The sequence below is a fragment of the Pseudomonas sp. AN3A02 genome, from assembly GCF_011765255.1.
GTDB lineage: Bacteria > Pseudomonadota > Gammaproteobacteria > Pseudomonadales > Pseudomonadaceae > Aquipseudomonas.
The window spans coordinates 193,872-219,245 of the sequence record NZ_JAARNI010000005.1; the positions used below are offsets into that span (position 1 = coordinate 193,872).

Below are 25,374 nucleotides of genomic sequence, written 5' to 3' on the forward strand. Positions count from 1 at the left end.
TCGTTTGCGGGGCAAGGCGGCTCACGGCTTAGATAAAAGGACGCATCCTATTCTTGAGTCCCGGATCCATGAGCCGCGAAACCATCAGCCAGTCGATTTCCATCGTCCACCCCATCAGCCTCAGCCATGGCAAGAACGCCGAAGTCTGGGACACCACGGGCAAGCGCTACATCGATTTCGTCGGTGGCATTGGCGTACTCAACCTGGGCCATTGCCACCCGCGCGTGGTCGAGGCGATCCGCGAGCAGGCGACAAAGCTCACCCACTACGCCTTCAACGCCGCGCCTCACGCGCCCTACATCGAACTGATGGACCGCCTCACCGCGTTCATCCCGGTGGATTATCCGGTCAGTGGCATGCTCACCAACAGTGGTGCGGAGGCGGCGGAAAACGCCTTGAAAATCGTCCGCGGCGCGACCGGTCGCACCGCGGTCATTGCCTTTGACGGGGCGTTTCACGGACGCACCCTGGCCACCTTGAACCTCAATGGCAAGGTCGCGCCGTACAAACAAAAAGTCGGCGTACTGCCGGGGCCGGTGTTCCACCTGCCATTCCCCAGTCGCGACAACGGCGTGACCTGCGGCGAAGCGCTGAAGGCAATGGACCGCCTGTTCAGCGTGGAAATCGACGTCGACGACGTGGCCTGTTTCATCATCGAACCGGTGCAGGGCGAAGGGGGCTTCCTGACGCTGGACGTGGAATTCGCCCAGGCACTGCGGCGCTTTTGCGACGAGAAAAACATCCTGCTGATTGCCGATGAAATCCAGTCCGGCTTCGGCCGTACCGGCCAGCGTTTTGCGTTCTCACGCCTGGGCATCGAGCCTGACCTGATACTGCTGGGCAAAAGCATCGCCGGCGGTGTGCCGCTCGGCGCAGTAGTGGGTCGCAAAACGTTGCTCGACAACCTGCCCAAAGGCGGCCTGGGCGGCACCTATTCCGGCAACCCGATTGCCTGCGCGGCGGCGTTGGCGACCCTGGATGAAATGACGGATGAACACCTGAAAAGTTGGGGCACGCAGCAGGAAGAAGCCATCCTCAGCCGCTATGAATCATGGCGTTCGAAAAAGCTCTCGCCGTACCTCGGCCGCTTGACCGGCGTGGGCGCCATGCGTGGTATCGAACTGGCCAACGCCGACGGCAGCCCGGCACCACAACAACTGACCCAACTGCTGGCCCTGGCCCGCGAGGCGGGTTTGCTGCTGATGCCCAGCGGCAAATCACGGCACATTATCCGCCTGCTGGCGCCGTTGACGATTGAGGCAGTGGTGCTGGAGGAAGGGTTGGATATTCTTGAGGAGTGTTTGGTGAAGTTGGCTTAGGTCAACCCACGACAAAAAAACTGCAATTATTTTAGCTGTAACACTACAAAACAGCCAAAATAATTGCAGATCCATTGCTCACCAATAGTGCTATTATTCCTGCATATTCTTCTCGAAAGCGCCGGAATAATTGCACCCATGGCCAACAAAACCGCTCCGCTACTCCCTATGACCCAGCAATTGCTGGTGGACTTGGGCGAACGCCTGCGCTTGGCGCGCTTGCGTCGCAAGCTCACCGCCAAACAAGTGGCGGAGCGTGCCGGTATGTCACTCATGACCCTGCGTGCATTGGAGCGAGGCTCTACGGGAGTGACCATCGGCGCCTACCTGTCCGTATTGCAAGTGCTCGGGCTCGAACAGGATGTAGCCTCGATCGCTGAAACCGACACAGTAGGACGCCATCTGCAAGACGCCGCGCTTACAAACAAAAAGCAGGGGGCAACCAAGCCTCGCGTGAAGAAGGCTGCACACATGTCGTCTGCCACCATCGCGCCCTCAGTCTCCCCCCAGGCACAAACGGCCTCGAAACTTTCGGCCCTGATCGTCAACCCCGTCAGCCGTTCCAGTGACGAGTCATCCAAGCCATGACCCGTATTCTCGTTTATGCCGACTGGGATGGGCTCGATCATGCCCGTCGCCTTGGCGTACTGCATGCGCGCCAAGGCGGTCCAAGTGAGTTGTTTGAGTTTGAATACGACCGTGAGGCGCTGGCTGATCCGCAGTTGGGCCTGACTCAACTTGACCCGCGCATAGGCTTGTTCGAAGGCCCGCAGTTCCCCCCGCAAGGTCGCGATACCTTCGGTGTATTTGCCGACTCCAGCCCCGACCGATGGGGGCGCATGCTGATGAAGCGTCGGCTGGAACGCGATAAACGAGCGGCAAGAGTTGCACCCCACACTCGGCTTATGGAGTCAGACTTCCTGTTGGGTGTACACGATACCTTCCGCGTCGGCGCGTTGCGTTTCAAGCAAGATGAGAACGGCCCCTTTCTGGACAATCAGGACAGCCTGGCGGCGCCGCCACTGATCAAACTGCGGGAATTGGAAGCAGCCAGCCGCGCCCTGGAAAACGATACCGACAACACCGCCGTCGAAGGCAGCGATTGGCTGCGGATGTTGATCGCACCCGGCGGCTCGCTGGGTGGCGCACGCCCTAAAGCCAGCGTGGTCGACCCCGATGGGCATCTCTGGATTGCCAAGTTTCCGAGCCTGCGCGATGAGCACGATGTGGGAGCCTGGGAATACATCGTTGGGTCTCTCGCCGAGGGCTGCGGTCTGCGCGTCGCCCCCATGGATGCAGAACGCTATGCCAGCGAGCATCACTGCTTCAGGGTTAAACGTTTTGACCGGTCTGCTCAGGGGCGACGTTTGCATTTCGCCTCCGCCATGACCTTGACCGGGCATACCGATGGTGACGATGCCTCGACTGGCGTCAGCTACCTGGAACTTGCGCGGGTGTTGATCACGCAAGGCGCCGATACCCAAGCTGACTTGCGCGAACTGTGGTGTCGAATTCTGTTTAACGTGTTGGTTTCCAATACCGATGATCACTTGCGTAACCACGGCTTCCTGCTGGAACCGGGACGGGGATGGCGGCTCTCTCCTGCCTACGATATGAATCCCGACCGTTACGGTCATGGCCTGAAACTCAATATCAGCGAACATGACAACGCTCTGGATCTGGAGTTGGTGCGATCAGTCGCCGGGATCTTCAGGGTGCCACTCCCGGAGGCCGACACGCTTATCGAACGTTTCAGGGGCGTTGTGAATCAGTGGCCAACGCTGGCCAATGCAGTGGGCATCTCAAGACGTGAGCAGGACGAAATGAGCCCCGCCTTCAAGTTGTCCAACGGCGCACAATGACCCAGCGACGCCACTATTACCAAATCCGAAAGAATCCATCTTCCGTTTAGCCCTTTCTCTCCCCGCGTCGGGGCTTTATCCTTGTCGGCAACAAACTGAAACGTTTCATCATTCCATAAAACATCGTCCGCCCGTGTTCAACGCCTTTGTGCGAACGCGCCAGGTCGCTGTTGGCGTTTCAAAACCATAAAATATTAAGACCCCATTTTGCCTATGCCTGCTTTCCCAAACCTGCGCCTGTGCGCTGCGCTGCTGCCTTTCGGTCTGGCCACCTGTGCCCAAGCCGCTCCTGCCTTTGACGCTGAATCACCGTGGATGCTGGGTGATTTCGGCGGAGCTCGGACAGCGCTGTCTCAAAAAGGCTACGACTTCAAGTTCGACTACACCGGCGAGATGGGCAGCAACCTGCACGGCGGCTCAGACCACGACCGCACCGCGCGCTACAGCGATCAGTTCGGCCTGGGCACGCACCTGGATCTGCAGAAGATCCTCGGCTGGCACGACGCCGAGTTCCAGTTGACGGTGACCGAGCGCAGCGGCAACAACATCACCAACGACCGCGTCAACGATCCGCGTGTGGGCGGGTTCACTTCCTCCCAGGAAGTCTGGGGCCGTGGCCAGACCTGGCGCCTGACGCAGATGTGGTACCAGCAGAAGTTCTTCGACCAGAAGCTCGACATCAAGGCCGGCCGTTTTGGCGAAGGCGAGGACTTCAACAGCTTCCCCTGCGACTTCCAGAACCTGGCGTTCTGCGGCTCGCAGGTCGGCAACTGGGTGGGCAGCATCTGGTACAACTGGCCGGTGAGCCAGTGGGCGCTGCGGGTCAAGTATCACCTGACGCCCGAGCTGTACGCCCAGGTCGGCGCCTATGAACAGAACCCGTCCAACCTGGATCGCGGCAATGGCTTCAAGCTCAGTGGCAGCGGCACACAAGGCGCCCTGCTCCCGGTGGAACTGGTGTGGACACCCACGCTCAACGGCCTGCCCGGCGAATACCGCGCCGGTTACTACTACAGCAGCGCCAAGGCCAGCGACGTCTATAAAGACCGCAACGACCAGCCGGCAGCCCTCAGCGGCGAGGCCTATCGCAGCGCCTCCAGCAAACACGGGGTGTGGCTGGGTGTGCAACAGCAAGTCACCAGCCTGGCTAGCGACCATTCGCGAGGCTTGAGCGTGTTCGCCAACGGCACGATGCACGACAAGAAAACCAACGCTGTGGATAACTACCTGCAGGCCGGCGTGGTCTACAAGGGCCCGTTTGACGCCCGCGCCAAGGACGATATCGGCTTTGCCGTGGCCCGGGTGCACGTCAACCCGGCCTATCGCAAGAACGCCGAGGCGAGCAACCAGGCCCGTGCGGTGTACGACTTCGATGACCCGGCCTATATGCCGATTCAACACACCGAATACAGCGCCGAACTCTATTACGGCGTGCACGTCACCAACTGGCTGACGATACGCCCGAACCTGCAATACATCCGTCACCCCGGGGCTATTGCCCAGGTGGATGACGCGCTGATTGGCGGGATCAAGCTGCAAAGTTCCTTCTGATTTCTGAATAAACCTAATTTGCCCTGAACCATGCCTGCGCCGGAACGTCATCTACAGTGAACTGTGCGCAATCAATTCAAAACGTAACGGAGAACCACACTATGAGCACTGATGGTGCTTCAAGTCCAAGTCGCCTGCTGCCCAGGCTACTGGGGATCTTGCTGCTGATAATGGGCCTGGCCTTGTTGGCCGGGGGGATCAAGCTGAGCATGCTCGGCGGGTCGCTGTATTACCTGCTGGCCGGTCTCGGCATCACCGTCACCGGCCTGTTGCTGCTGGCAACACGCCGCGCGGCGCTGGGCTTGTACGCACTGGTGCTGTTTGCCAGCACCGTCTGGGCGCTGTGGGAAGTCGGCCTGGACTGGTGGCAACTGGTGCCGCGCCTGGCCCTGCTGTTCGCCCTCGGCATCGTCATGCTGCTCCCGTGGTTCCGCCGTCCATTGCTGCGTGGCCAAGCCGCGCCGCTGGGCACTGGCGCCCTGAGCGTCGCCGTCGTGCTGGCCGGTGCTGCTGCCTTGGCCAGCCAATTCACCGACCCGGGTGCCATGGTCAAAAAAGGCCAACTGGACCGCGATGCGGTGCCAGGCATGGCCAGCGCCGCGCCAGCCCAGGCGGACGGTGACTGGAACTCCTATGGCCGCTCGGCCTTTGGTGACCGTTACTCGCCACTGGCACAGATCACCCCGGAAAACGCCCACAAGCTGGTTCCAGCCTGGACGTATCGCACTGGCGATATTCCTGGCCCAGGCGATCCCGGTGAAACCACTGCGGAAAACACCCCGCTGAAAGTCAACGGCATGCTCTACGTGTGTACACCACACAGCCAGGTCATTGCCCTGGACCCGGACACCGGCAAGGAAATCTGGCGTTTCGACCCGAAGATCAGCAGCGAGGGTGCTGCCAACTTCAAGGGTTGGGCGCACATGACCTGCCGTGGCGTGTCGTATCACGATGACGCGGTCTACGCTTCCGAGCAGAGCCCGACTGGCAGCGCCAGCCCGGCCGCCGCGCCGAATGCCTGCCCGAAACGCATCTTCGTACCTACCGCCGACACCCGTCTGATCGCCCTGAACGCCGACACCGGCAAGATGTGCGAAGACTTTGGTGACAAAGGCCAGGTCGACCTGCGTGCCAACATCGGCACCTTCGCCCCGGGCGGTTACTACTCCACCTCGCCACCGGCCGTTACCAAGAACCTGGTAGTGATCGGCGGTCACGTGACCGACAACGTCTCCACCGACGAGCCGAGCGGCGTGATCCGTGCGTTCGACGTGCACACCGGCAAGCTGGTGTGGAACTGGGACAGCGGCAACCCGGACGACACCACCCCGTTGGCCGAGGGCAAGACTTACACCCGCAACTCGCCAAACATGTGGTCGATGTTCGCGGTGGACGAAAAACTCGGCATGCTCTACCTTCCGATGGGTAACCAGATGCCCGACCAGTACGGCGGCGACCGGACTCCGGACTCCGAGAAGTACAGCGCCGGCCTGACCGCCCTGGACATCGACAGCGGCCACGTGAAGTGGACCTTCCAGTTCACTCACCATGACCTGTGGGACATGGACGTGGGCGGCCAGCCTTCGCTGATCGACATCAAGACCGCTGAAGGCGTGAAGCAAGCGGTAATGGCGTCGACCAAGCAAGGCAGCATCTACGTGATCGACCGTTCGAACGGTCAGCCAGTGGTGCCGATCAATGAAATCCCTGTACCGCAAGGCGCAGTGGCCGGCGATCACACCGCTCCGACCCAACCGAAATCGGACCTGAACTTCATGCCACCGCCCCTCAAGGAGCGTGACATGTGGGGCGTGACGCCGTTCGACCAGATGCTGTGCCGGATTGATTTCAAATCCATGCGCTACGACGGTCCGTTCACCCCGCCATCGCTTCAAGGTTCGATCGTTTACCCGGGTAACTTTGGCGTGTTCGACTGGGGTGGCATTTCCGTCGACCCGGTTCGCCAGATTGCTTTCGTGAACCCGAGCTACATGGCGTTCAAATCGAAACTGATCCCGGCCGCCGACATCGCCAAGCAAGGCCCACGGGTCAGCGAAACCGAAGGCGTGCAGCCGAACAAAGGCGCGCCGTACGGCGTGATCCTCGAAGCCATGCTGTCGCCACTGGGCCTGCCGTGCCAGGCGCCAGCATGGGGTTATGTGGCCGCGGTCGACCTGACCAACCACCAGACCATCTGGATGCACAAAAACGGCACCGTGCGTGACAGCTCGCCGGTTCCGATTCCACTGACCATGGGCGTACCAAGCCTGGGCGGGACCTTCACCACGGCCGGTGGCGTGTCTTTCCTCAGCGGTACCCTTGACCAGTACCTGCGTGCCTATGACGTGAAAAACGGCAAGCAACTGTGGGAAGGCCGCCTGCCAGCAGGCGCGCAAACCACACCGATGACCTACACCGGCAAGGACGGCAAGCAGTACGTGCTGGTCATGGCCGGCGGTCATGGTTCCCTGGGCACCAAGCAGGGCGACTATGTGATGGCGTTCAAACTGCCGGATTAAGTAACAGCGGCGGCAAGACAAAGGCGGCTACCTCATGGGTAGCCGCCTTTTTTTGTGTTCACACCGGCACACGTTCGCGGCGCATCCACATTTCGAACGCCATGGCGTTCAGTGGCCGGCTGATCAGATAGCCTTGGGCCGTGTCGCACTTCCAGAGTTTGAGCAGCTTGAGGCTGGGCTCGAACTCCACACCTTCAGCCACCACTTTGAGCCCGAGGTTGTGGCTCATTTCGATGGTCGAGCGCACGATCACGCCGTCGCCGGAGGCGCCGTCGAGATTGCGCACGAACGACTGGTCGATCTTCAGTTCCTGTACCGGCAAGCGTTGCAGTTGCGCCAGGGAGGAATAGCCGGTGCCAAAGTCGTCCACCGACAGGCTGATGCCACAACCGCGCAGTTGCTCCAGCACGCTGAGGGCCTGCACCGGGTTGTGCATGATCGCGCTTTCGGTGATTTCAAAAATCAGCTGCCGGGCCGACACGCGGTAGCGCGCCAACAGCTCGGTCACCCGCAGGGCCAGGCTGTCATCGGCCAGGTCATCCACCGAGATGTTCACCGACAACTGCACCTGCAACCCGCACACCTCCCACTCGGCCAATTGCCGAATGGCTTCTTCGATCACCCAGTGGGTAAGGCTGCCCATGCTGCCGGTGCGCTCGGCCAGGGGAATGAACTCGGCGGGCGATACCAGCCCGAGGGTCGGATGCTGCCAGCGCAACAGCGCCTCGGCCTGGCGCACATGGCCATGGTGCAAGTCGAGCTTGGGCTGATAACACAGGTACAACTCGCCCTCCGCCGCCGCCCGGCGCAGGTCGCGGATCAGCGTGATCTGACGTTGGTGGGCGAGGTCGCGGTCTTGTTGGTAGATCTGTAAATAGCCCGGTAACCCGGCCGCATCGTGGCGGGCAAGCGCGGCGCGGCTGATCAGCTCTTCAACCTGCTGGCCGTCGGCCGGGTACGCGGCGATGCCGATGCTCACCTCGTGGCGCAGTTCATCGCCGCCGATGCGCTGAGGCTCGGTCAGCAGCCCATACAGGCGGTCAGCCAACGCCACGACACGGTCAATCTCGGTGTTTTCCAGCAGCAGCAAAAACTCGCTGCCGGTGATGCGCGCGGCGGTGTCACTGGCCGAGAGGCTCGACAACAGGCAGCGGCTGGCTTCGCGGAGCATTTCTTCCACACCTTCCGGCCCATAGCTTTCATTGATCACCCGGTAGTTTTCAATCCCCAGGTACAGCAACACCACGGGCCGGCCGGCGCTGATGGCACTGCCCAGGCGCTCCATGGCCAGCGCCCGGTTGGGCAGGCCGGTGAGCGGATCGTGCAGGGCGTTGTGGGCCAGTTGCCGTTCGCGCACGGCGATCCTGGTTTGCATGGCGTTAAAAGCCTGGGCCAGCAGGCCGAACTCATCATGGCTGCGCACCCGCACTGGCGTACGGTAATCACCGGCACCGATGCGTTCGGCGGCCTGCACCAGCGCATTGAGTGGGCGCGAAACCCTACGCGCCAGGAACAAAGCGCCCGCCAGCGACACCAGCAGCACCACCAGGGCGATTGCGAGAAATTGCCGGTCCAGCGGCGCGAAGGATTCAAGGGCGTGGTCCAGCGGGCTTTGCAGCAGCACCCGCACCTCACCGCCGTCTGCGGTGTTACCCAGCGGCAACACCTGGCTGAGGTAACGCTGGCCGTGAAACAGGTTCAGTTGCGCCTTGGAATTGATGTACGGCGCCTGCAAGCCAGCGGCAATTGATGCCTGCAGTGCCTCGGGCTGAGTGCTGAACAGTTCCCCGGGCTGGCCGTGCTGCGCACTGAGGAACGACACCTCAAGGTTGCTCATGGAGCGCAATTCACTGGCGAAGATTTCGTCCATGGGGAAGCCCATGGCGACACGGGCAATCGGTGTGAGGTCGACGACGTCCTGTTGCACCAGCAGAAAAGGCCGGCCATCCAGGGCTACGATCAACATTTGCAGGCCGCTGCGCCGGGCCTGGCGCAAGGCGTCGTTGTAGGGAAAAGGCTGGCCCGGGATCAGCGCCTGTAACGTGCTGACCATCACCTTGCCGTCGAGGCCCAGCACAAATACTTCACTGGACGTCAGGCCGGTGCCATGCCGGCGCAGGGCGGCGAGAATCTCGGCGGGCTCACCCTCGGCGACGGACTGGCGGAAGGGCAGGTCTGCCGTGAGCCAGTTCAAGCCGTATTGCAAACGCCGGCCACGCAGGTCGAGCAGGCGTTCGAACACCTGGCTGCCGGTTTCCAATTGCACTTGGGCCTGGTTTTCGACGGCGTGATTGGTCGCGGTCTTCACCGCGAAATACACCGCCGCCACGACCACCAGTAACAGCAGCGCCAGCACCCCGGCGATCCGGGTTTGAAACGTATGGCGCCACCGCATTTTGTTGCCCTCTGGCAGCGCCCGTCTCCTCCAGCCGAAATCTCCCTTCGTCATACGCGTCCCTCGCGAAAGCTGAACTGGCGTCAAATAAATATCCTTTTTTAAAAGGACATTCGAACTATCCAGACTAGCTGCGCAAGAGAAGATGTGCACCCAATAAACACGGGAGTTTTCACGTCATTAATTTGGCGGCATACCGCCATTCCTACATCCGCGCCCGCATGAAATCGCCCCAGCGCCGCACCAGGTAGTTGTGCTCGTCCATCACCGAGTTCCACACCGCGATGTGCCCCATGCGTTGCTCATAGGAGCCACCGTCGCGCACTTCGCCCACATCAATCAACGGTAAGCCATCGCTGCCCAGCAGCTCTTCCCGCGCGGGCTGGCCGGCGTACCAGTAATCCCACTCGGCGCTGCTCAGGTGATCACGGCTACGAGCCGGGTTGCCGATGTAATAACCCTGGCGCGCCATCACCGCTCCAGGCCAGCCGGACAGCCACCAGTTGAGGTAGGCATAGGCCGCATCCAGCACCGGGCCCTTGGCATGGCGCGACAACGACAACCCGCCGAACCAGGCGCGATAACCTTCACGGGGCACCGCCAAGCGGTATTTAACCCCGGCTCGGTGCAGGCGCATCAGGGTCGGTGACCATAGGCTCTGGATGTCGATGCTCGGGCTGAGCATCAGCTGCGCCGCTTCTTCGTCATCCGACCAGAACGCTGCGAAGTGCCCTTCCTTCTGCTTGCGTACCAGGATATCCGCCAGCACATCGATCTCTTCGATGCTCATGTTACCGATGTCCTTGAAGCTCGCGAGCCCCGCGCCTTGCACCGCCAGTGCAGCATCGAGGGCGCCGATGGCGGCGTCACTCTGCAGCGCGGTGCGTGCGCCCCAGGCCGGGTCGAGCAGCCAGCCCCAGCTCTCATTGGCGCGGTTGAACCCTTCGGGCAAGCGCTCGGGGCGGTAGGCGAAACTGTCGGCGTTGTGGGTCAGGGGCAACATGCTGATGCGTTCGGTCACGGTGCTGCCGAGGCTGCCATCGTGCTGCACGAACAGGCGCTCGCTGGGCACACTGCCGCTGCCCAGGCGGTCGTTGGCGGACAAACGTCCGCGCTTGGGCAGGTCGTTGATCTCGTGCCACAGCGCAATGCGCCGGGTGTCGATCGGCTGGATCGCCCGGGCCGGCCACACGAAATCGACGTTGTGAAACCACTGGTCGTAGAGGTCGTAGCTGTCCGGCTGCATCACCGCAATACGCTGGGCCTGCTCGACATCGTGCACCTGATACACCAGGCGAATGCCCAGCTCTTTTTCCGCTCGCACACGCAGACATTCGAGCAAGGTCACCGAGGTACCGAGGACGCGAAGCGTGATCATGCGGCGAACCTTCTGGAGAACACTTCAAAGGAGCGACGCAGCAACGCCGGGTCGAGACCGCGCAGGATAAACACCAGGCGTGATTGCCGATCGGTCCCCGGCCAGGCAGGCAGGTGAACCGGGGCATGCAGGCAATGCTGCACGCCGTGGATAACAATGGGGGCCGAGCTTGCGTTCACGTTGAGCAGTCCTTTGACGCGAAGAATACGTTCGCCGTGGCATCTTAACAGCATCGATAACCAGACCCCGAACCCCACCCAATCCAGCGGCTGGTCGAAGGTCAGGCAACAGACTTGCGCGGCGCCGTGGTTGGCGGCGGTGGTTTGATGGAGTTGCCAGCGACTGACTTCGGCCGCAGGTTCGGCGCTGCGCAGGCCTTCGCCAAGCAGCAGTTGTTCACCGCTGTCGACGTCACAGGTATTGAGGATCGGCGTACCGGCGTTCAGTGCCTGCAAGTGCGCGCGCAACGGGCCGCAGTCTTCGACGAGGTCGGTCTTGCTCAACAGCAGGCGATCCGCGGCGGTCACTTGCGCCAGCCATTCGGGGTGCAGGCGTTCTTGCAGGGCGGCGTGGCTGGCGTCTACCAACGTCACGACCAGGCCGATATGAAAGCGCCCGCGAAGCTGCACGTCGTTATTCAAGGTGGCGAGGATCGGCGCCGGATCGGCCAGGCCGGTGGTTTCCAGGATCACCCGTTTGAAGGCTGGAATCTCGCCGCGCTCACGGCGCTGCAACAGGCCGAGCAAGGCGTCTTTCAACTCGCCGCGAATCGAACAGCAGACGCAACCGCTGGGCAGCAGCACGGTGTCCGGCGCGACTTCTTCCACCAGCAAATGGTCGATGCCTACGTCGCCGAACTCATTGATCAGCAACGCCGTGTCGCCAAGGCTTTCGCCTTGTAGCAGGCGCTTGAGCAAGGTGGTCTTGCCGCTGCCGAGGAAGCCGGTGATGACGTTGAGGGCGATGCTCATATTTCTACCTCGTTGCTGGCCCCCTGTAGGAGCGAGCTCGCTCGCGAAAAACCTGAGAACGCCGCGTTCAACCAGAGAGGGCGCGTTATCGTTGACGTTTTTTCGCGAGCAAGCTCGCTCCTACAGAAGACCCTGTTCCAAATGGTCGAGTAATTTGGGGTCAAGAGGATCCAGCGGCCGACCGAGCATGGTCTCTGCCGCCCGCCATAGCTGATCCAGGCCGCTGGCCAGTTCCTGTTTGCCGGTGGCGCCCAGCAGTAGATAGGACGCGCCCTGGAAGTCTTCGACCTTGAGCCGGAACACCGCCAGCACCTGGTTGATCGCCGCGATGCGGCGCAGGCGTTCGCGGCGACGGGGCAGCTCATCGCCCAAGGGATCGCTCCAGTGCAGGTCTTCGCCCAGCAGGCCGCAAAGTCCGCACATGCTTAGTGCCCGCTCATGGCATGACATCGCCGGAGTTCGGGCCCAGGGTCTGGCCGACGAACAGGTTGCCGCCGGGCTCACTGGCCAGCAGCACCGCGGTCGGCGCGACTTCATCCGCCTGGCCGAAACGGCCCAGCGGCAGCTCGGCGGCCTTGGCGCGTTTCCAGGTGTCGCTGATGCCGCCTACCAACGGTGTCTCAATCGGCCCGGGCGCAATGGCGTTGACCAGTACGTTGTCCTTGGCCACTTCCAGCGCGAGGGATTTGGTGAAGCCGATCACGCCGGCTTTCGCCGCTGCATAGTGCGTCAACTCGGCACCGCCCTTGATCCCCAGTTGCGAGGCGATGTTGATGATCCGGCCCCAGCGCTGGCCAATCATGTGGGGCAAGGCGCGCTGACTGGCGACGAAGACGCTGGTGAGGTCGACGCGCAGCATGTCGTTCCACATGTCCATGGTCAGGTCGACGCACCGGGCCTGGGTCAGCATACCGGCGTTGTTGACCAGGATATCGATGCCGCCGTAATGGGTGACGCAGGCATCGACGCTGGCCTGGGCGCCTTCAACGGTGCCGACGTCGGCTACGCATTCGAGGACTTCGGCACCGAGGTTACGGCAGGTGAAGGCGGTTTCGGCGAGGGCGGCGGCGTCGCGGTCGGCCAGCAACAGGCGTGCGCCTTCGACGGCGTAGGCACGGGCGATGGCAGCACCGATGCCGCTGCCGGCGCCGGTGATCACGGCACGGCGGTTAGAGAGTTGGGGCATGGTGAACTCCTCAAATAATCAAACGGCGAACGCGGTCAAAAATGTGGGAGCGGGCTTGCTCGCGAATGCGGTGGATCAGTTACACATGTATTGGCTGGCACTCCGCATTCGCGAGCAAGCCCGCTCCCACATTTGGACCGAGCCCGGCTTAAAACCGGGGTTAATCCGGCCAGCGCACGGTCAAGCCACCATCAATCACGATGCTCTGCCCGGTGAGGTAACTCGATTCCTCACTGGTCAAAAAACGCACCAGAGACGCCACTTCATCCGCCCGCCCTACCCGACCCAGCGGGATTGCACGCGCCGCTTTCGCCAGGCCTTCCGGCCCCAGGGAGTTCTTCGCGTCCAGCGACTGGGGCGTCTCGATCAACCCCGGAATCACCGCGTTGCAACGAATCCCCAACGGCGCCAATTCCACCGCCAGCGACCGACACAACCCCGGCACGCCGGCCTTGGCGGCCGCATAGTGCGCATGCTCCTGCCAGCCATACACGCCACCGGCAATCGACGAAATCGCCACCAACGCACCGCCTTCACTCATGTGGCGGGTCGCCGCGCGGAAGGTGCGCATCACCCCGGTCAGATCGACGTTGAGCATCTCGTTCCACAACTCGTCAGTCATCTCCAGCAGTGGCGCACGGCGCAGCAATCCGGCGTTGGCCACTGCGTAATCGAGGCGACCGAAGTGCTGGACCGCCTGCGCCGCCAGGTTATCCACCGACGCGGTATCGCCCACGTCCAATGGCAGCATCAGGCATTCACCGCCGGCCTCTTCCACCAGCGCAACCGTGTGATGCGGGTCATGGGGATCGCCCGGGTAATACCCACCCACCACCGCCACGCCACTGCGGGCATACGCCACCGCGAGGGCCTGGCCGATGCCGCTGGCGGCACCGGTAATCAATGCAACTTTACGACTCATCAAATAACTCCTTACTGAACGGTTTCCGGACGCACATGGCGTGCGGCAAACATCAACGCACCGGACAGGAAGCATGGCAGCGCGCCGAACCACAGCGCAGCGGTCTGCCAGTCGCTGCCGGCCGACAACACTTGGGTCGCGCCAAACCCGGCGACTACGGCCCCAATCGGTCCCATGGCATGGATGATCGCGCCACCGGTGGCACGGATGCTGGTGGGGAAACTTTCGCTGATGAAAAACAGTGCCGCCGAGTACGGCCCGATCAGGAAGAACAGGCCCAGGCTGTAGAGCCCGACCACCATCGCCATGTTGCTCGGGCCAAACAGCATCCCGGCAAACGACAGCCCGCCGAGCATCCAGCCCAGGCCGATCACGTTGCGCCGGCCGATCTTGTCGCCCATCCAGCCGTGGCTGAGGTAGCCGCAGTAACCCACCAGGTTCGACAGCACGAGGATGATCAGCGAGTTCTCGAACGAGATGTGGTGCACGCTGACGATCACCGACGTACCCAACACGCTGAACACCTGAATCGCGGCCCAGTTGAGCAACAGCGCCGCACCAATCACCAACGTTGCACGGCGGGCCGGGCCACGGAAGGCGGCCTTGAGGCCGGCCTTGCTGTGTTCGTCATAGTCCACCCCGTAGGTCACAGCGACGTTTTGTGCTTCTTTCACCGAGCCGCTTTTGCGCAGCTCGCTGATGCGTTGGTGAATCTGGAACTGCGGGCTCTCCTTGAGCTTGCGCGCCATGACCGCAATCACAATCGCCGGGATCGCCGCAAACACGAAGCAGCCCTGCCAGCCAATCACCGGCAGCAACAGCGCGGTCAAACCTGCCGCGATCAACGCGCCCACCGGCCAGCCGCCTTGGACCAGGCTGTAGATAAAGCCGCGACGCTTGGCCAGTTTCGGGTCATCGGAAGCGGCGTACAGCTCGCTCAGGTAGGTGGCGTTGACAGTTTCCTCGGCATAACCCAGGCCGCCCAGCGAACGGATCAGGATCAGCGAAGACTTGCCCCACGCGCCGCCAATGGCGGTCAGCGCCGAGCAGATTGCCGAACCGGCCACGGTGAAAATGATCCCTTTGCGCCGACCCAGCTTGTCCACGATCGGACCGATGGCCAGCGCGACCACGGCGGTGCCTACCGCCACCCATGTCGCTATCTGCGCTTGCTCCACTTCACCCCAATTAAAGTGCCGCCCGATTTCCGGCAGCAAGGTGCCGAAAAGAATGAAGTCATACACCGCAAACACCCAGGCGAAAAACGCGATCCAGGTGGCGAAACGCACTTCCTTGGGCGTCAGTTGCCGGGGTTTCCAGCCAGTCAGATCAAGCTTGTTGTAGATAGACATGAATCGCGCCTCGGGAGGTTGGCCAGGGTTTAGGTACGGGTGTCAGGTCCGCGGTTGGCGGCGGATAAAATCATCGGCGATTTCGTCGAAGGTGACGAAGCGCACGCCGGCATGGCTCTGGATATGTTTGATCAGGCGCTCAAGCATCAGCAGCACTTGCGGGCGGCCGGAAACGTCGGGATGGATGGTCATGGTGAACACCGCGTGTTCGTGCTCGCGGTAGACCCAGTCGAACTGGTCGCGCCACATTTCTTCGAGGTGACGCGGGTTGACGAAGCCGTGGCTGTTGGGGGCTTTCTTGATGAACATCATTGGCGGCAGGTCGTCGAGGTACCAGTTGGCCGGGATCTCCACCAGGTCGGTTTCTTCGCCGCGCACCAGGGGTTTCATCCAGGTGTCGGGGTGCTGGCTGTAGTCGATCTTGGTCCAGGTGTCGCCCTTGCGGACGTAGTACGGGTGGAAGTCGTTGTGCATCAGGCTGTGGTCGTACTTGATGCCTTTTTTCAGCAGCAGTTCGTTGGTGACCTTACTGAACTCCCACCACGGCGCGACGTAGCCGGTGGGGCGCTTCCCGGTGACCTGGGTGATCAGTTCGATGGACTTGTCGAGGACGATTTCTTCCTGCTCGGCGGTCATCGCAATCGGGTTTTCGTGGCTGTAGCCGTGCACACCGATTTCGTGGCCGGCGTCGGCCACCGCCTTCATCTGCTCGGGGAAGGTTTCCATCGAGTGGCCGGGGATAAACCAGGTGGTGCGCAGGCCATAGCGCTCGAACAATTTGAGCAGGCGTGGTGCGCCGATTTCACCGGCGAACAGGCCACGGGAAATGTCGTCCGGGGAGTCTTCGCCGCCGTAGGAACCGAGCCAACCGGCGACCGCGTCGACGTCGACGCCAAATGCACAGAGGATGTCTTTAGCCATGATGTGTCTCCTTAAAAAGTGAGTGCGGTTTCGACTGACAGCGCGGCCCGAAGCAGCCGCGCGTCTTCGCCGCTGGGGGCGCTGAGCAGCAAACCAGTGGGCAGGCCCAGGGCGTCGCGGCCGCTGGGCAGGCTGACGCCGGGCATGTCCAGCAGGCTGCCGGGCATGGTCAGGCGCAGGGTGGCGAGGTTGGTGCTGACGAACAGTTGATCGTCGGCTTCCAGTGGCGCCAGGGCCGGGGCCACATGGGCCAAGGTGGGGGTGATGAGGATCGCGCCGTCGAGTTCGTCGATAAGCTGCTGTTGCAGGCGGCGACGGGCTTCGTAGAGCGCCAGCAGTTGGCTGGCCGGCAGCGTGCGGGCCGCTTCAAGGCGACGGCGTACGCGGGGGTCGAGTTGGTTGGCGTCAGGGCTGTCGAGCAGGGCTTCGTGGAGGGCGAAGGCTTCGAAGGAGCCAAGCCAGCCTTGGTGCTGGATCAGGTCGAGGGTGGCCTGGAAAGTCTTCGAGGGGCGCACATCAATCAGCGCACCTTCGGCTTTCAAGCGGTCCGCGCAACGCTGCAGGTTATCGCGCACCGCGGGCTCGACGCGGGCGTCGTCGAGCACATTTTGTTCGACCCAAAAACGCTGGCCATTGAGGCTGCGGGCCTGGCGTGGCGGGCGCTGGTCGCGAGCGTTGAGCAGGTCGTCGATGGCCAGCGCATCGCGCACGCTGCGGGTCAGCGGGCCGAGGCTGTCGAGGGTGTGAGCCAGCGGGAAAACGCCGTCGCGGCTGTAGCGCCGGCAACTGCTGCGGTACCCCACTACGCCATTCAGTGCTGCGGGGATACGGATGGAGCCGGCAGTGTCGGTGCCCATGGCGATCGGTACGATGCCGGCCGCCACGGCGACGGCTGAACCGGACGACGAGCCGCCGGGAATCCGCGGTTGATCAACGCTACTCGGGTTGTGCGGCGTGCCGAAATGCGGGTTCAGGCCCAGGCCGGAATACGCCAGCTCGCTGAGGTTGGTCTTGCCCACGCTGACCATGCCGGCGCGGCACAACAGGCCTACGCTCGGCGCATCCAGCAAGGCGGCCGGTGCCTGGGTGCGATAGAGGGCGCCCGCTGTGGTAATGCTGCCGGCCACATCAAACAAATCTTTCCAGGCCAGGGGCACGCCGTCGAACACGCTCAACGGCTGGCCGGCACGCCAACGGGCAGCGGACGCTTCGGCCTCACGGCGGGCGCGCTCGGCGGTCAGGGAAATGAATACGCTGGGGACCTTGCTCGCGTCGGCAAGTGCCTGTTCAAGTGCCTGCACCGGGTCGCTGCGACCGCTGGCGAAATCCTCGGCCAGTGAAGTGGCGTCTGACATGGGAATGACCTTTTAAAAACGTACATATTAATAAAATGTACATTTTACAAAGGCAGCTTTCGTGCCAGTCTCGTTGACACCGCGTTGGGCATGTCGGGCAGCTTGAAGCAGATACACGGCCTAGATGGGTTTCAGACATCAAAAGAAATATCGGCGGGCGTTTAACACTCGTCCACAATGAAATAATGTATCTTTTATTAATAAGTACATTTTGGTGCAGAAAAGTAACAACTCCCTCTGCAGGCCCCAAAAAAGTGCCACCGACGTGGCGCAGAGTGACAGGCGCAACTATGAGAGAATCCCCGGCCACCGACCCGTTTGCTCCAGAGAACCCGATGAAAGCAGTGTCAGCCTCGGCTTCCCGTTACGCGATGATTCACCAGGTTTTGCGCGATGCCATCACCCACGGCACCGCGCGCCATGGCCTGGTGTTGCTGGAAGCGCCGCTGGCCGAACTGTTCGGCACCAGCCGGGTGCCGGTGCGCAAAGCCCTGAACCTGTTGCATGACGAAGGGCTGATCTGCCGCTTTGATGGCCGCGGTTACCTGATCAACCCCGAAGGCCTGGACATGGAGCCGCTGCGCCTTCCCCTGAGCCATGCGCACCTGGGCCTCAACGGTGAAGATGAATTGGTGGACACCCGGCCACTGGGGGAGCGAATCGTCGAGGAAATCGGCGCAGCGCTCTCGACCTGCATTGCCTTCGGGCATTACCGCCTGGATGAACAGGCTGCCGCCGAGCACTACAACGTCAGCCGCGCGGTGGTGCGCGAAGCACTGATGCGCCTGCGGGACCGTGGCCTGGTGGAAAAAGAACCCTATTCCCAATGGCTGGCCGGGCCGCTGACCGCCCGGGAAGTCACCGAAGACTACGAACTGCGCGCCTGCCTGGAGCCGGAAGCCCTGCGCCAGAGCGCACCGAACCTCGACCGCGACCTGCTGCAAGCCATGTTGCAGCGGGTGCTCGATGCCCAGGACAGCGCCCATTGCAGCCTGGAAGAAATCGAGCAAATCGAGGAAGACCTGCACCAGCACTGCCTGGCGGGCCTGCAAAACCGCAAGATCGCCGCGCTGATTCGCCAGGGCCAGAGCCCGATGATCATCAGCCGGATTTTCTACCGCCTGCTGGGCATCGGTGCGGATCCGGCGATGCTGGCCGAGCACCGGCTGATCCTTGAGCTGTTGCTGCATGGCGCATTCGACGCCGCCGCACTGAACCTGCGCGAGCACCTGCAACGGGCCAGGCAGCGGATGTTGCAGCGTTTGAAGGTGCTGTCGGTGCTGCCTGAACAGCCTTTACCGGCCTACTTGCACAAACTCAGTTGACGAAATGCAATCGAAAATGTGGGAGCGGGCTTGCTCGCGAATGCGGCGCATCAGTCACAGATGCATTGACTGACAGAGCGCATTCGCGAGCAAGCCCGCTCCCACACTTGTTCAGCGGCGCTTTTGAAAATATTGTGCAATATGTTGCTATCTCACCCCACCCATTGAAACCACGGCCGACCTGCCCCATCTAACCTGCATACTTCCTTATGCAGGTGCCCCATGAGCGACCAGCAAGAATTCCCGGACATCGACCTCAACGACTACGCCGATCCGGAAAACGCTGAACACACTTCCGCCAACACTGGCCTGGCCCTGCCAGGGCAAAACCTGCCCGACAAGGTCTACATCATCCCGATCCACAATCGGCCGTTCTTCCCGGCGCAAGTGTTGCCGGTGATCGTCAATGAAGAGCCGTGGGCCGAAACCCTGGAGCTGGTGAGCAAATCCGACCACCACTCCCTTGCCCTGTTCTTCATGGAAACCCCGCCCGAAGATCCGCGCCACTTCGACACCTCCAGCCTGCCGCTGTACGGCACCCTGGTGAAGGTGCATCACGCCAGCCGCGAAAACGGCAAGCTGCAATTCGTCGCCCAGGGCCTGACCCGCGTGCGGATCAAGACCTGGCTCAAGCACCACCGCCCACCGTACCTGGTGGAAGTCGAATACCCGCACCAGCCGACCCAGCCGACCGATGAGGTCAAGGCCTACGGCATGGCGCTGATCAATGCGATCAAGGAACTGCTGCCGCTCAACCCGCTGTACAGCGAAGAACTGAAGAACTACCTCAACCGCTTCAGCCCCAACGATCCGTCGCCGCTGACCGACTTCGCCGCCGCCCTCACCTCGGCCACCGGCAATGAGCTGCAGCAAGTGCTGGACTGCGTGCCCATGCTCAAGCGCATGGAAAAAGTCTTGCCGATGCTGCGCAAGGAAGTCGAAGTCGCGCGCCTGCAAAAAGAAATCTCCGCCGAAGTGAACCGCAAGATCGGCGAGCACCAGCGCGAGTTCTTCCTCAAGGAGCAACTCAAGGTCATCCAGCAGGAACTGGGGCTCACCAAGGACGATCGCAGCGCCGACGTCGAGCAGTTCGAACAACGCCTGGTGGACAAGGTGCTGCCGGCCCAGGCGCAAAAACGCATCAGCGAAGAAATGAACAAGCTGTCGATCCTGGAAACCGGTTCGCCGGAGTACGCGGTTACCCGCAACTACCTGGACTGGGCCACCTCGGTGCCATGGGGTGTGTATGGCGAGGACAAACTCGACCTGAAACACGCCCGCAAAGTGCTCGACAAGCACCACGCCGGCCTGGACGACATCAAGAGTCGCATCCTCGAATTCCTCGCGGTGGGTGCCTATAAAGGCGAAGTCGCCGGCTCCATCGTATTGCTGGTGGGCCCGCCGGGCGTGGGCAAGACCAGCGTCGGCAAATCGATTGCCGAATCCCTCGGCCGGCCGTTCTACCGCTTCAGCGTCGGCGGCATGCGCGACGAGGCCGAGATCAAGGGCCATCGCCGCACCTACATCGGCGCGATGCCGGGCAAGCTGGTGCAAGCCCTCAAAGATGTGGAAGTGATGAACCCGGTGATCATGCTCGACGAGATCGACAAGATGGGCCAGAGCTACCAGGGCGACCCCGCCTCGGCCCTGCTCGAAACCCTGGATCCGGAACAGAACGTCGAATTCCTCGACCACTACCTGGACCTGCGCCTGGACCTGTCCAAAGTGCTGTTCGTGTGCACCGCAAACACCCTGGACTCGATCCCCGGCCCATTGCTGGACCGCATGGAAGTGATTCGCCTGTCGGGCTACATCACCGAAGAAAAGGTCGCGATTGCCAAGCGTCACCTGTGGCCAAAACAGCTGGAAAAAGCCGGCGTGTCGAAAAACAGCCTGTCCATCAGCGACGGCGCCCTGCGCGCCCTGATCGATGGCTACGCCCGGGAAGCCGGTGTGCGCCAGCTGGAAAAACAGCTGGGCAAACTGGTGCGCAAAGCCGTGGTCAAGCTGCTGGATGAGCCGGACTCGGTGATCAAGATTGGCAACAAGGACTTGGAAGCCTCCTTGGGGATGCCGGTGTTCCGTAACGAGCAAGTGCTGTCGGGCACCGGTGTTATCACCGGTCTGGCGTGGACCAGCATGGGCGGCGCGACCCTGCCGATCGAGGCGACGCGTATTCACACACTGAACCGTGGCTTCAAACTCACCGGGCAACTGGGTGACGTGATGAAGGAATCGGCCGAGATTGCCTACAGCTACATCAGCTCCAACCTGAAGTCGTTCGGCGGTGACCCGAAGTTCTTCGACGAAGCCTTCGTGCACCTGCACGTGCCGGAAGGTGCGACGCCAAAAGATGGACCAAGCGCGGGCGTGACCATGGCCAGTGCGTTGCTGTCCCTGGCACGTAACCAGCCGCCGAAAAAAGGCGTGGCGATGACCGGTGAACTGACGTTGACCGGACATGTACTACCGATTGGTGGGGTCCGCGAGAAGGTTATTGCGGCGCGGCGCCAGAAGATTCACGAACTGATCTTGCCGGAGCCTAACCGCGGGAGCTTTGAAGAGCTGCCGGAGTATCTGAAGGAAGGCATGACGGTACATTTTGCCAAGCGCTTTGCGGATGTGGCGAAGGTGTTGTTCTGAGGTAATAAGCCGCACGTGAAATAACAATGGCCAGGCATCATGCCTGGTCATTGTTATTTAAGGGTTGCTATAACTAAAACGCTGCGCTGATAGCGCATAACAGAATTAAAAACTGTCAGTTCTTACAGTACCGATCCATTCCCAGCCTATTTATATTGAATCCGTTATTCACTGGGAGGATCCTCATGAAAAAGTCAAACTACGCACCGGCAATCACAAGCAATACCACTGGATTATTCAAGGCGACCGTATCTCATCGCGGGGATTTCCTCGCGCAGGAGTTGGAGTATCAAGCGGATGAGCACTGGTTCGGGATCACTGCCATCGCCCAGAAATACAGCGCGCAGAGTGAGCGAAGATTTGAAATGGTGCTGCACAGGGATATTCAATCAGGTACTTACGACTTTGAGGAAGTATCCGTAGGCCCGGTTGTCAGAGTCATTTACTCCAACATGGAGTTGGACGGCTTCGGCTTTATGCACAGACACACCGTTACCAAGCAGGGAACGCTGAAGCTGAAAATCTCCGAAAACAATAACCACTACAGCGGAACACTCGACATGACAGTCGAGGCGCGAGACGGGGAAACATTGCGGATCGCGGCCACCTTTGATGTATGGCTGGTGATTGTGCTTCGTTAACGGTAAAACGGCATGTGTTGTGCCGCTGTAACACCCTGTCTCATCTTCGGTTATGCTCGCCCTTCGTCGTCAAACAACGGAGCCCCCATGACCGCTGCCCGCCTGCTTCTCCCCCTGAGCCTTTGCCTGCTCGCCGCCTGCGCCAGTGCGCCGAAGCAAAACGTCACCGTGGAAAAACAGAGCGCTTGCCCACTGCAACTCAGGACCGGGCAAAACCTGATCCTGACCCTGCCCAGCAATCCCACCACCGGTTATCGCTGGGCCATCCAGGACTCGGCCGGCGGTGTGCTGCGCAGCCTGAGCCCCGAGGTCTACAGCAACACTGAAGACACCGGCGTGGTCGGCAGCGGCGGTCAATCCACCTGGCGCTTCCAGGCCTTCAACGCCGGCCAGGGCCGTTTGCGTCTCACCTCACAACAACCTTGGGAGCCGGAAGCAGAACCGGCCGAAACCTTCGACTGCGCCATTACGGTGAACTGATATGCCATGGATGATCCTTGCGTTGATGGGTGCGGTGACCTTTATCTACGGCCTGAGCACCCACGCCACCCTGCTCTGCCTGTTGGTAAAGCCGTTGCCGGTACTGGCGTTGCTGGGCTGGCTGCATGATGCGCCGCCTACCGACTATCGACGCTGGGTCAGCCTGGGGCTGATTTTTTCTCTGGTAGGTGATGTGCTGCTGGCCTGGCCTGGCGACTTGTTCATCTTCGGCCTGGGGGCATTTTTGTTCGCGCACCTGGCGTACCTGAAAGCCTACTTGAGCGACTGCCGCCGCCCGGCGATTTTGCCGCTGGTGTTGGCGCTGGTGGTGGGCGCGATCTTGCTGAGCATCCTGATTTCCCATGGCCTGGGTCCATTGCTGGCGCCGGTGGTGGTTTATGCGCTGGTGATCAGCGCTATGTTGTGGCGAGCACTGGCACGATTGGGTAGCGAAGTGCCCAAGCGTTCGGCGTACCTGGCGGCGGCGGGCGCAGCGTCGTTCGTGTTTTCCGACACGCTGATTGGGATCAATCGGTTTGTGGTTTCGTTTGAAGCGGCGCCGTATTTGCTGATCGTCAGTTATTGGCTGGGGCAGTGGGGGATTACGGCCTCTTCCTTTCCTCAGAAAAAACCCGTCAACCTGTAGGAGCTGGCTTGCCAGCGAAAAAACCCACAGTTGCCGCGCTCATCCAGAAAGTCCGCGTCATCGTTAACGAACATCGCCGGCAAGCCAGCTCCTACGCTAAAATGCCGGGCTTTCCCCCTTCGTCGCCGGAACAGCCGTGAGCAAAGAACCCGATCGCCTATTCGCCCAGCCCCTGCCCCAGGTGCCGGACTTCGCCTTCAACGAAGACGTGGTGCGGGTTTTCCCGGACATGATCAAGCGCTCGGTGCCCGGCTACCCGACCATCGTCGAGAACCTCGGCGTACTCGCGGCGCAGTTTGCCCAGCCCAATAGCGTGCTCTACGACCTCGGTTCATCCCTCGGCGCGGTGACCCAGGCCCTGCGCCGTCACGTGCGCACCGACGGTTGCCGGGTGATTGCTGTGGATAACTCGGCGGCGATGGTCGAGCGTTGCCGCGAATACCTCAATGGCCAGGACTCGATGTTCCAGGAGTTGCTGCCAGTGGAGGTGATCGAGGGCGATATCCTCGCGCTGCAATTCCAGCCGGCTTCGGTGGTGGCGCTGAACTTCACCCTGCAATTTATCGCCCCCGAACAACGCCTGGCCTTGCTCTCGCGCATCCGCCAATCGCTGCGGCCGGGCGGCGCGCTGATCCTTTCGGAAAAGCTGCGCTTCAATGATCCTGAAGAGCACGCGCTGCTCACCGATTTGCACATCGCCTTCAAGCGCGCCAACGGCTACAGCGAACTGGAAATCGCCCAGAAGCGCAGCGCCATCGAAAACGTCATGAAGCCCGACAGCCTTGAAGAACACCGTGAACGCCTGCTGGCGGCCGGATTCTCGAAAGTCGTGCCGTGGTTCCAGTGTCTTAACTTTGCCTCGTTGATTGCCTTGCCATGATTGATCTGTCTCCCCTCGCCCGCCATCTGGTCGGCACTCCCCTGGCCGTTTGGGCCCAGGGCCTGCAAGCGCAACTCGATGCGAAGATGGAAAAAGGTCATGGCGACCTGGAGCGCTGGCAGAGCGCACTGGATGCGCTGCCGAAAATCATGCCCAGCGAAATCGACCTGCTCAATGGCCTGGTGCTCGACACCGATTGCGACGACGAAACCCGTGCGCAAATGCTTACGGCCTTGCTGGGCTTATGCCCGTGGCGCAAAGGCCCGTTTGATCTGTTCGGCGTGCACGTCGACACCGAATGGCGCTCGGACTGGAAGTGGTCGCGAGTCGCGCCACACCTGGATCTGAAGGGCAAACGCATCCTCGATGTGGGCTGCGGTAACGGCTATTACATGTGGCGCATGCTCGGCGCCGGGGCGGACAGCGTGATTGGCGTCGACCCCAACTGGCTGTTCTTCTGCCAGTTCCAGGCGGTGCAGCGCTACTTGCCTGAGCCAAAGGCCTGGCACCTGCCGTTCCCGTTTGAAGACCTGCCGCCGAATATGGAAGGCTTCGATACCGTATTTTCCATGGGCGTGTTTTACCACCGCCGTTCGCCGATCGAGCATTTGCTGGCGTTGAAGGATTGCCTGGTCAAGGGCGGTGAGTTGGTGCTGGAGACGCTGGTGGTTGAAGGCGATCAGCAGCAGGTGCTGGTGCCGGAAGACCGTTACGCGCAGATGCGCAACGTGTGGTTCCTGCCATCGGTGCCGGCGCTGATGCTGTGGCTGCGCCGCGCGGGCTTCACCGACGTGCGCTGTGTGGATGTGAGCGTGACGACGATTGAGGAACAGCGCGGCACGGAGTGGATGAAGTATCAGTCCCTCAGCGACTTCCTGGACCCTGAGGATCACAGCAAGACCATCGAAGGGCTGCCGGCGCCGATGCGGGCGGTGATTGTCGCGAAGAAATAAGACTGCTGTTGTGTTGAAGAAATAAGACTGCTGTAGTGGCGAGGGAGCTTGCTCCCGCTGGGCTGCGTAGCGGCC

Annotated in this window: 21 protein-coding genes; 12 read left to right on the forward strand and 9 right to left on the reverse strand. The window is 61.5% G+C overall.

Features of this window, described 5'->3' with window-relative positions:
- The first annotated feature begins 68 nt into the window (after positions 1-68).
- From HBJ59_RS20270 to HBJ59_RS20290, 5 genes are all read left to right on the forward strand, one after another.
- Complete coding sequence (locus HBJ59_RS20270; RefSeq protein WP_167664561.1) at positions 69-1,319, forward strand: aspartate aminotransferase family protein; 1,251 nt, start codon at positions 69-71, stop codon at positions 1,317-1,319.
- 138 nt (positions 1,320-1,457) lie between these two features.
- Positions 1,458-1,907 carry a helix-turn-helix domain-containing protein gene (locus HBJ59_RS20275; RefSeq protein ID WP_167664562.1) on the forward strand — a complete coding sequence of 150 codons (450 nt, stop codon included), beginning with the start codon at positions 1,458-1,460 and terminating at the stop codon, positions 1,905-1,907.
- Complete coding sequence (locus HBJ59_RS20280) at positions 1,904-3,181, forward strand: type II toxin-antitoxin system HipA family toxin (RefSeq protein ID WP_167664563.1); 1,278 nt, start codon at positions 1,904-1,906, stop codon at positions 3,179-3,181. The genes HBJ59_RS20275 and HBJ59_RS20280 overlap by 4 nt, the downstream gene beginning before the upstream one ends.
- Before the next feature lie 213 nt (positions 3,182-3,394).
- Entirely contained in the window at positions 3,395-4,732 is a 1,338-nt protein-coding gene (locus tag HBJ59_RS20285; protein WP_167664564.1) for a carbohydrate porin, read from the forward strand.
- Positions 4,733-4,833: 101 nt separating this feature from the next.
- Positions 4,834-7,251 (forward strand): glucose/quinate/shikimate family membrane-bound PQQ-dependent dehydrogenase, encoded by a 2,418-nt coding sequence (locus HBJ59_RS20290; protein ID WP_167664565.1) that lies wholly within the window; start codon positions 4,834-4,836, stop codon positions 7,249-7,251.
- Positions 7,252-7,309: 58 nt separating this feature from the next.
- Here the strand turns inward: HBJ59_RS20290 and HBJ59_RS20295 are convergent, their stop codons facing one another.
- The 9 genes from HBJ59_RS20295 to HBJ59_RS20335 form a co-directional block, all read right to left on the reverse strand.
- Positions 7,310-9,646: a bifunctional diguanylate cyclase/phosphodiesterase gene (locus HBJ59_RS20295; protein WP_167664566.1), complete on the reverse strand. Its 2,337-nt coding sequence runs from the start codon at positions 9,644-9,646 to the stop codon at positions 7,310-7,312.
- Positions 9,647-9,851: 205 nt separating this feature from the next.
- Positions 9,852-11,024, reverse strand: coding sequence for a PotD/PotF family extracellular solute-binding protein (locus tag HBJ59_RS20300; protein ID WP_167664567.1), 1,173 nt, complete (start codon positions 11,022-11,024; stop codon positions 9,852-9,854).
- Positions 11,021-11,995 carry a GTP-binding protein gene (locus tag HBJ59_RS20305; RefSeq protein ID WP_167664568.1) on the reverse strand — a complete coding sequence of 325 codons (975 nt, stop codon included), beginning with the start codon at positions 11,993-11,995 and terminating at the stop codon, positions 11,021-11,023. Before HBJ59_RS20305 ends, HBJ59_RS20300 begins: the two co-directional genes overlap by 4 nt.
- 120 nt (positions 11,996-12,115) lie before the next feature.
- Complete coding sequence (locus tag HBJ59_RS20310) at positions 12,116-12,418, reverse strand: hypothetical protein (protein WP_076017591.1); 303 nt, start codon at positions 12,416-12,418, stop codon at positions 12,116-12,118.
- 13 nt (positions 12,419-12,431) lie between these two features.
- Complete coding sequence (locus HBJ59_RS20315; RefSeq protein WP_167664569.1) at positions 12,432-13,181, reverse strand: SDR family NAD(P)-dependent oxidoreductase; 750 nt, start codon at positions 13,179-13,181, stop codon at positions 12,432-12,434.
- 160 nt (positions 13,182-13,341) lie between these two features.
- Positions 13,342-14,103: an SDR family NAD(P)-dependent oxidoreductase gene (locus HBJ59_RS20320; RefSeq protein ID WP_167664570.1), complete on the reverse strand. Its 762-nt coding sequence runs from the start codon at positions 14,101-14,103 to the stop codon at positions 13,342-13,344.
- Positions 14,104-14,114: 11 nt separating this feature from the next.
- Positions 14,115-15,455 (reverse strand): MFS transporter, encoded by a 1,341-nt coding sequence (locus HBJ59_RS20325; RefSeq protein ID WP_017476084.1) that lies wholly within the window; start codon positions 15,453-15,455, stop codon positions 14,115-14,117.
- 42 nt (positions 15,456-15,497) lie between these two features.
- Positions 15,498-16,376, reverse strand: coding sequence for a polysaccharide deacetylase (locus HBJ59_RS20330; protein ID WP_167664571.1), 879 nt, complete (start codon positions 16,374-16,376; stop codon positions 15,498-15,500).
- An 11-nt stretch (positions 16,377-16,387) separates the two neighbouring features.
- Positions 16,388-17,731: an amidase gene (locus HBJ59_RS20335; protein WP_167664572.1), complete on the reverse strand. Its 1,344-nt coding sequence runs from the start codon at positions 17,729-17,731 to the stop codon at positions 16,388-16,390.
- Positions 17,732-18,066: 335 nt separating this feature from the next.
- On the opposite strand from HBJ59_RS20335, the gene HBJ59_RS20340 reads away from it, so the two are divergent.
- The 7 genes from HBJ59_RS20340 (at position 18,067) to cmoB (ending at position 25,299) form a co-directional block, all read left to right on the forward strand.
- Positions 18,067-19,056: a GntR family transcriptional regulator gene (locus HBJ59_RS20340; RefSeq protein WP_076017595.1), complete on the forward strand. Its 990-nt coding sequence runs from the start codon at positions 18,067-18,069 to the stop codon at positions 19,054-19,056.
- Positions 19,057-19,278: 222 nt separating this feature from the next.
- On the forward strand, positions 19,279-21,699 hold the full coding sequence (gene lon, locus HBJ59_RS20345) for an endopeptidase La (RefSeq protein WP_076017596.1): 2,421 nt from the start codon (positions 19,279-19,281) through the stop codon (positions 21,697-21,699).
- A gap of 185 nt (positions 21,700-21,884) precedes the next feature.
- Positions 21,885-22,340, forward strand: a complete 456-nt coding sequence (locus HBJ59_RS20350; protein WP_076017597.1) for a hypothetical protein — start codon at positions 21,885-21,887, stop codon at positions 22,338-22,340.
- An 87-nt stretch (positions 22,341-22,427) separates the two neighbouring features.
- Complete coding sequence (locus tag HBJ59_RS20355; RefSeq protein ID WP_076017598.1) at positions 22,428-22,820, forward strand: protease inhibitor I42 family protein; 393 nt, start codon at positions 22,428-22,430, stop codon at positions 22,818-22,820.
- 1 nt (position 22,821) lies between these two features.
- Positions 22,822-23,466 (forward strand): lysoplasmalogenase, encoded by a 645-nt coding sequence (locus tag HBJ59_RS20360; RefSeq protein WP_076017599.1) that lies wholly within the window; start codon positions 22,822-22,824, stop codon positions 23,464-23,466.
- Between the two features lie 136 nt (positions 23,467-23,602).
- Complete coding sequence (cmoA, locus tag HBJ59_RS20365) at positions 23,603-24,346, forward strand: carboxy-S-adenosyl-L-methionine synthase CmoA (RefSeq protein WP_167664573.1); 744 nt, start codon at positions 23,603-23,605, stop codon at positions 24,344-24,346.
- Complete coding sequence (gene cmoB / locus HBJ59_RS20370; RefSeq protein WP_076017601.1) at positions 24,343-25,299, forward strand: tRNA 5-methoxyuridine(34)/uridine 5-oxyacetic acid(34) synthase CmoB; 957 nt, start codon at positions 24,343-24,345, stop codon at positions 25,297-25,299. The genes cmoA and cmoB overlap by 4 nt, the downstream gene beginning before the upstream one ends.
- Positions 25,300-25,374: the final 75 nt, after the last annotated feature.

Coding starts and splice junctions, on each gene's coding strand:
- HBJ59_RS20290 (WP_167664565.1), top strand. CDS start 4,834: ATGAGCACTGATGGTGCTTCAAGTCCAAGTCGCCTGCTGCCCAGGCTA.
- HBJ59_RS20340 (WP_076017595.1), top strand. CDS start 18,067: ATGAAAGCAGTGTCAGCCTCGGCTTCCCGTTACGCGATGATTCACCAG.
- HBJ59_RS20320 (WP_167664570.1), bottom strand. CDS start 14,103: ATGAGTCGTAAAGTTGCATTGATTACCGGTGCCGCCAGCGGCATCGGC.
- HBJ59_RS20285 (WP_167664564.1), top strand. CDS start 3,395: ATGCCTGCTTTCCCAAACCTGCGCCTGTGCGCTGCGCTGCTGCCTTTC.
- HBJ59_RS20360 (WP_076017599.1), top strand. CDS start 22,822: ATGCCATGGATGATCCTTGCGTTGATGGGTGCGGTGACCTTTATCTAC.
- HBJ59_RS20325 (WP_017476084.1), bottom strand. CDS start 15,455: ATGTCTATCTACAACAAGCTTGATCTGACTGGCTGGAAACCCCGGCAA.
- HBJ59_RS20275 (WP_167664562.1), top strand. CDS start 1,458: ATGGCCAACAAAACCGCTCCGCTACTCCCTATGACCCAGCAATTGCTG.
- HBJ59_RS20355 (WP_076017598.1), top strand. CDS start 22,428: ATGACCGCTGCCCGCCTGCTTCTCCCCCTGAGCCTTTGCCTGCTCGCC.
- HBJ59_RS20315 (WP_167664569.1), bottom strand. CDS start 13,181: ATGCCCCAACTCTCTAACCGCCGTGCCGTGATCACCGGCGCCGGCAGC.
- HBJ59_RS20300 (WP_167664567.1), bottom strand. CDS start 11,024: ATGATCACGCTTCGCGTCCTCGGTACCTCGGTGACCTTGCTCGAATGT.
- HBJ59_RS20335 (WP_167664572.1), bottom strand. CDS start 17,731: ATGTCAGACGCCACTTCACTGGCCGAGGATTTCGCCAGCGGTCGCAGC.
- HBJ59_RS20350 (WP_076017597.1), top strand. CDS start 21,885: ATGAAAAAGTCAAACTACGCACCGGCAATCACAAGCAATACCACTGGA.
- lon (WP_076017596.1), top strand. CDS start 19,279: ATGAGCGACCAGCAAGAATTCCCGGACATCGACCTCAACGACTACGCC.
- HBJ59_RS20295 (WP_167664566.1), bottom strand. CDS start 9,646: ATGCGGTGGCGCCATACGTTTCAAACCCGGATCGCCGGGGTGCTGGCG.
- HBJ59_RS20270 (WP_167664561.1), top strand. CDS start 69: ATGAGCCGCGAAACCATCAGCCAGTCGATTTCCATCGTCCACCCCATC.
- HBJ59_RS20310 (WP_076017591.1), bottom strand. CDS start 12,418: ATGTGCGGACTTTGCGGCCTGCTGGGCGAAGACCTGCACTGGAGCGAT.
- HBJ59_RS20305 (WP_167664568.1), bottom strand. CDS start 11,995: ATGAGCATCGCCCTCAACGTCATCACCGGCTTCCTCGGCAGCGGCAAG.
- HBJ59_RS20330 (WP_167664571.1), bottom strand. CDS start 16,376: ATGGCTAAAGACATCCTCTGTGCATTTGGCGTCGACGTCGACGCGGTC.
- cmoB (WP_076017601.1), top strand. CDS start 24,343: ATGATTGATCTGTCTCCCCTCGCCCGCCATCTGGTCGGCACTCCCCTG.
- HBJ59_RS20280 (WP_167664563.1), top strand. CDS start 1,904: ATGACCCGTATTCTCGTTTATGCCGACTGGGATGGGCTCGATCATGCC.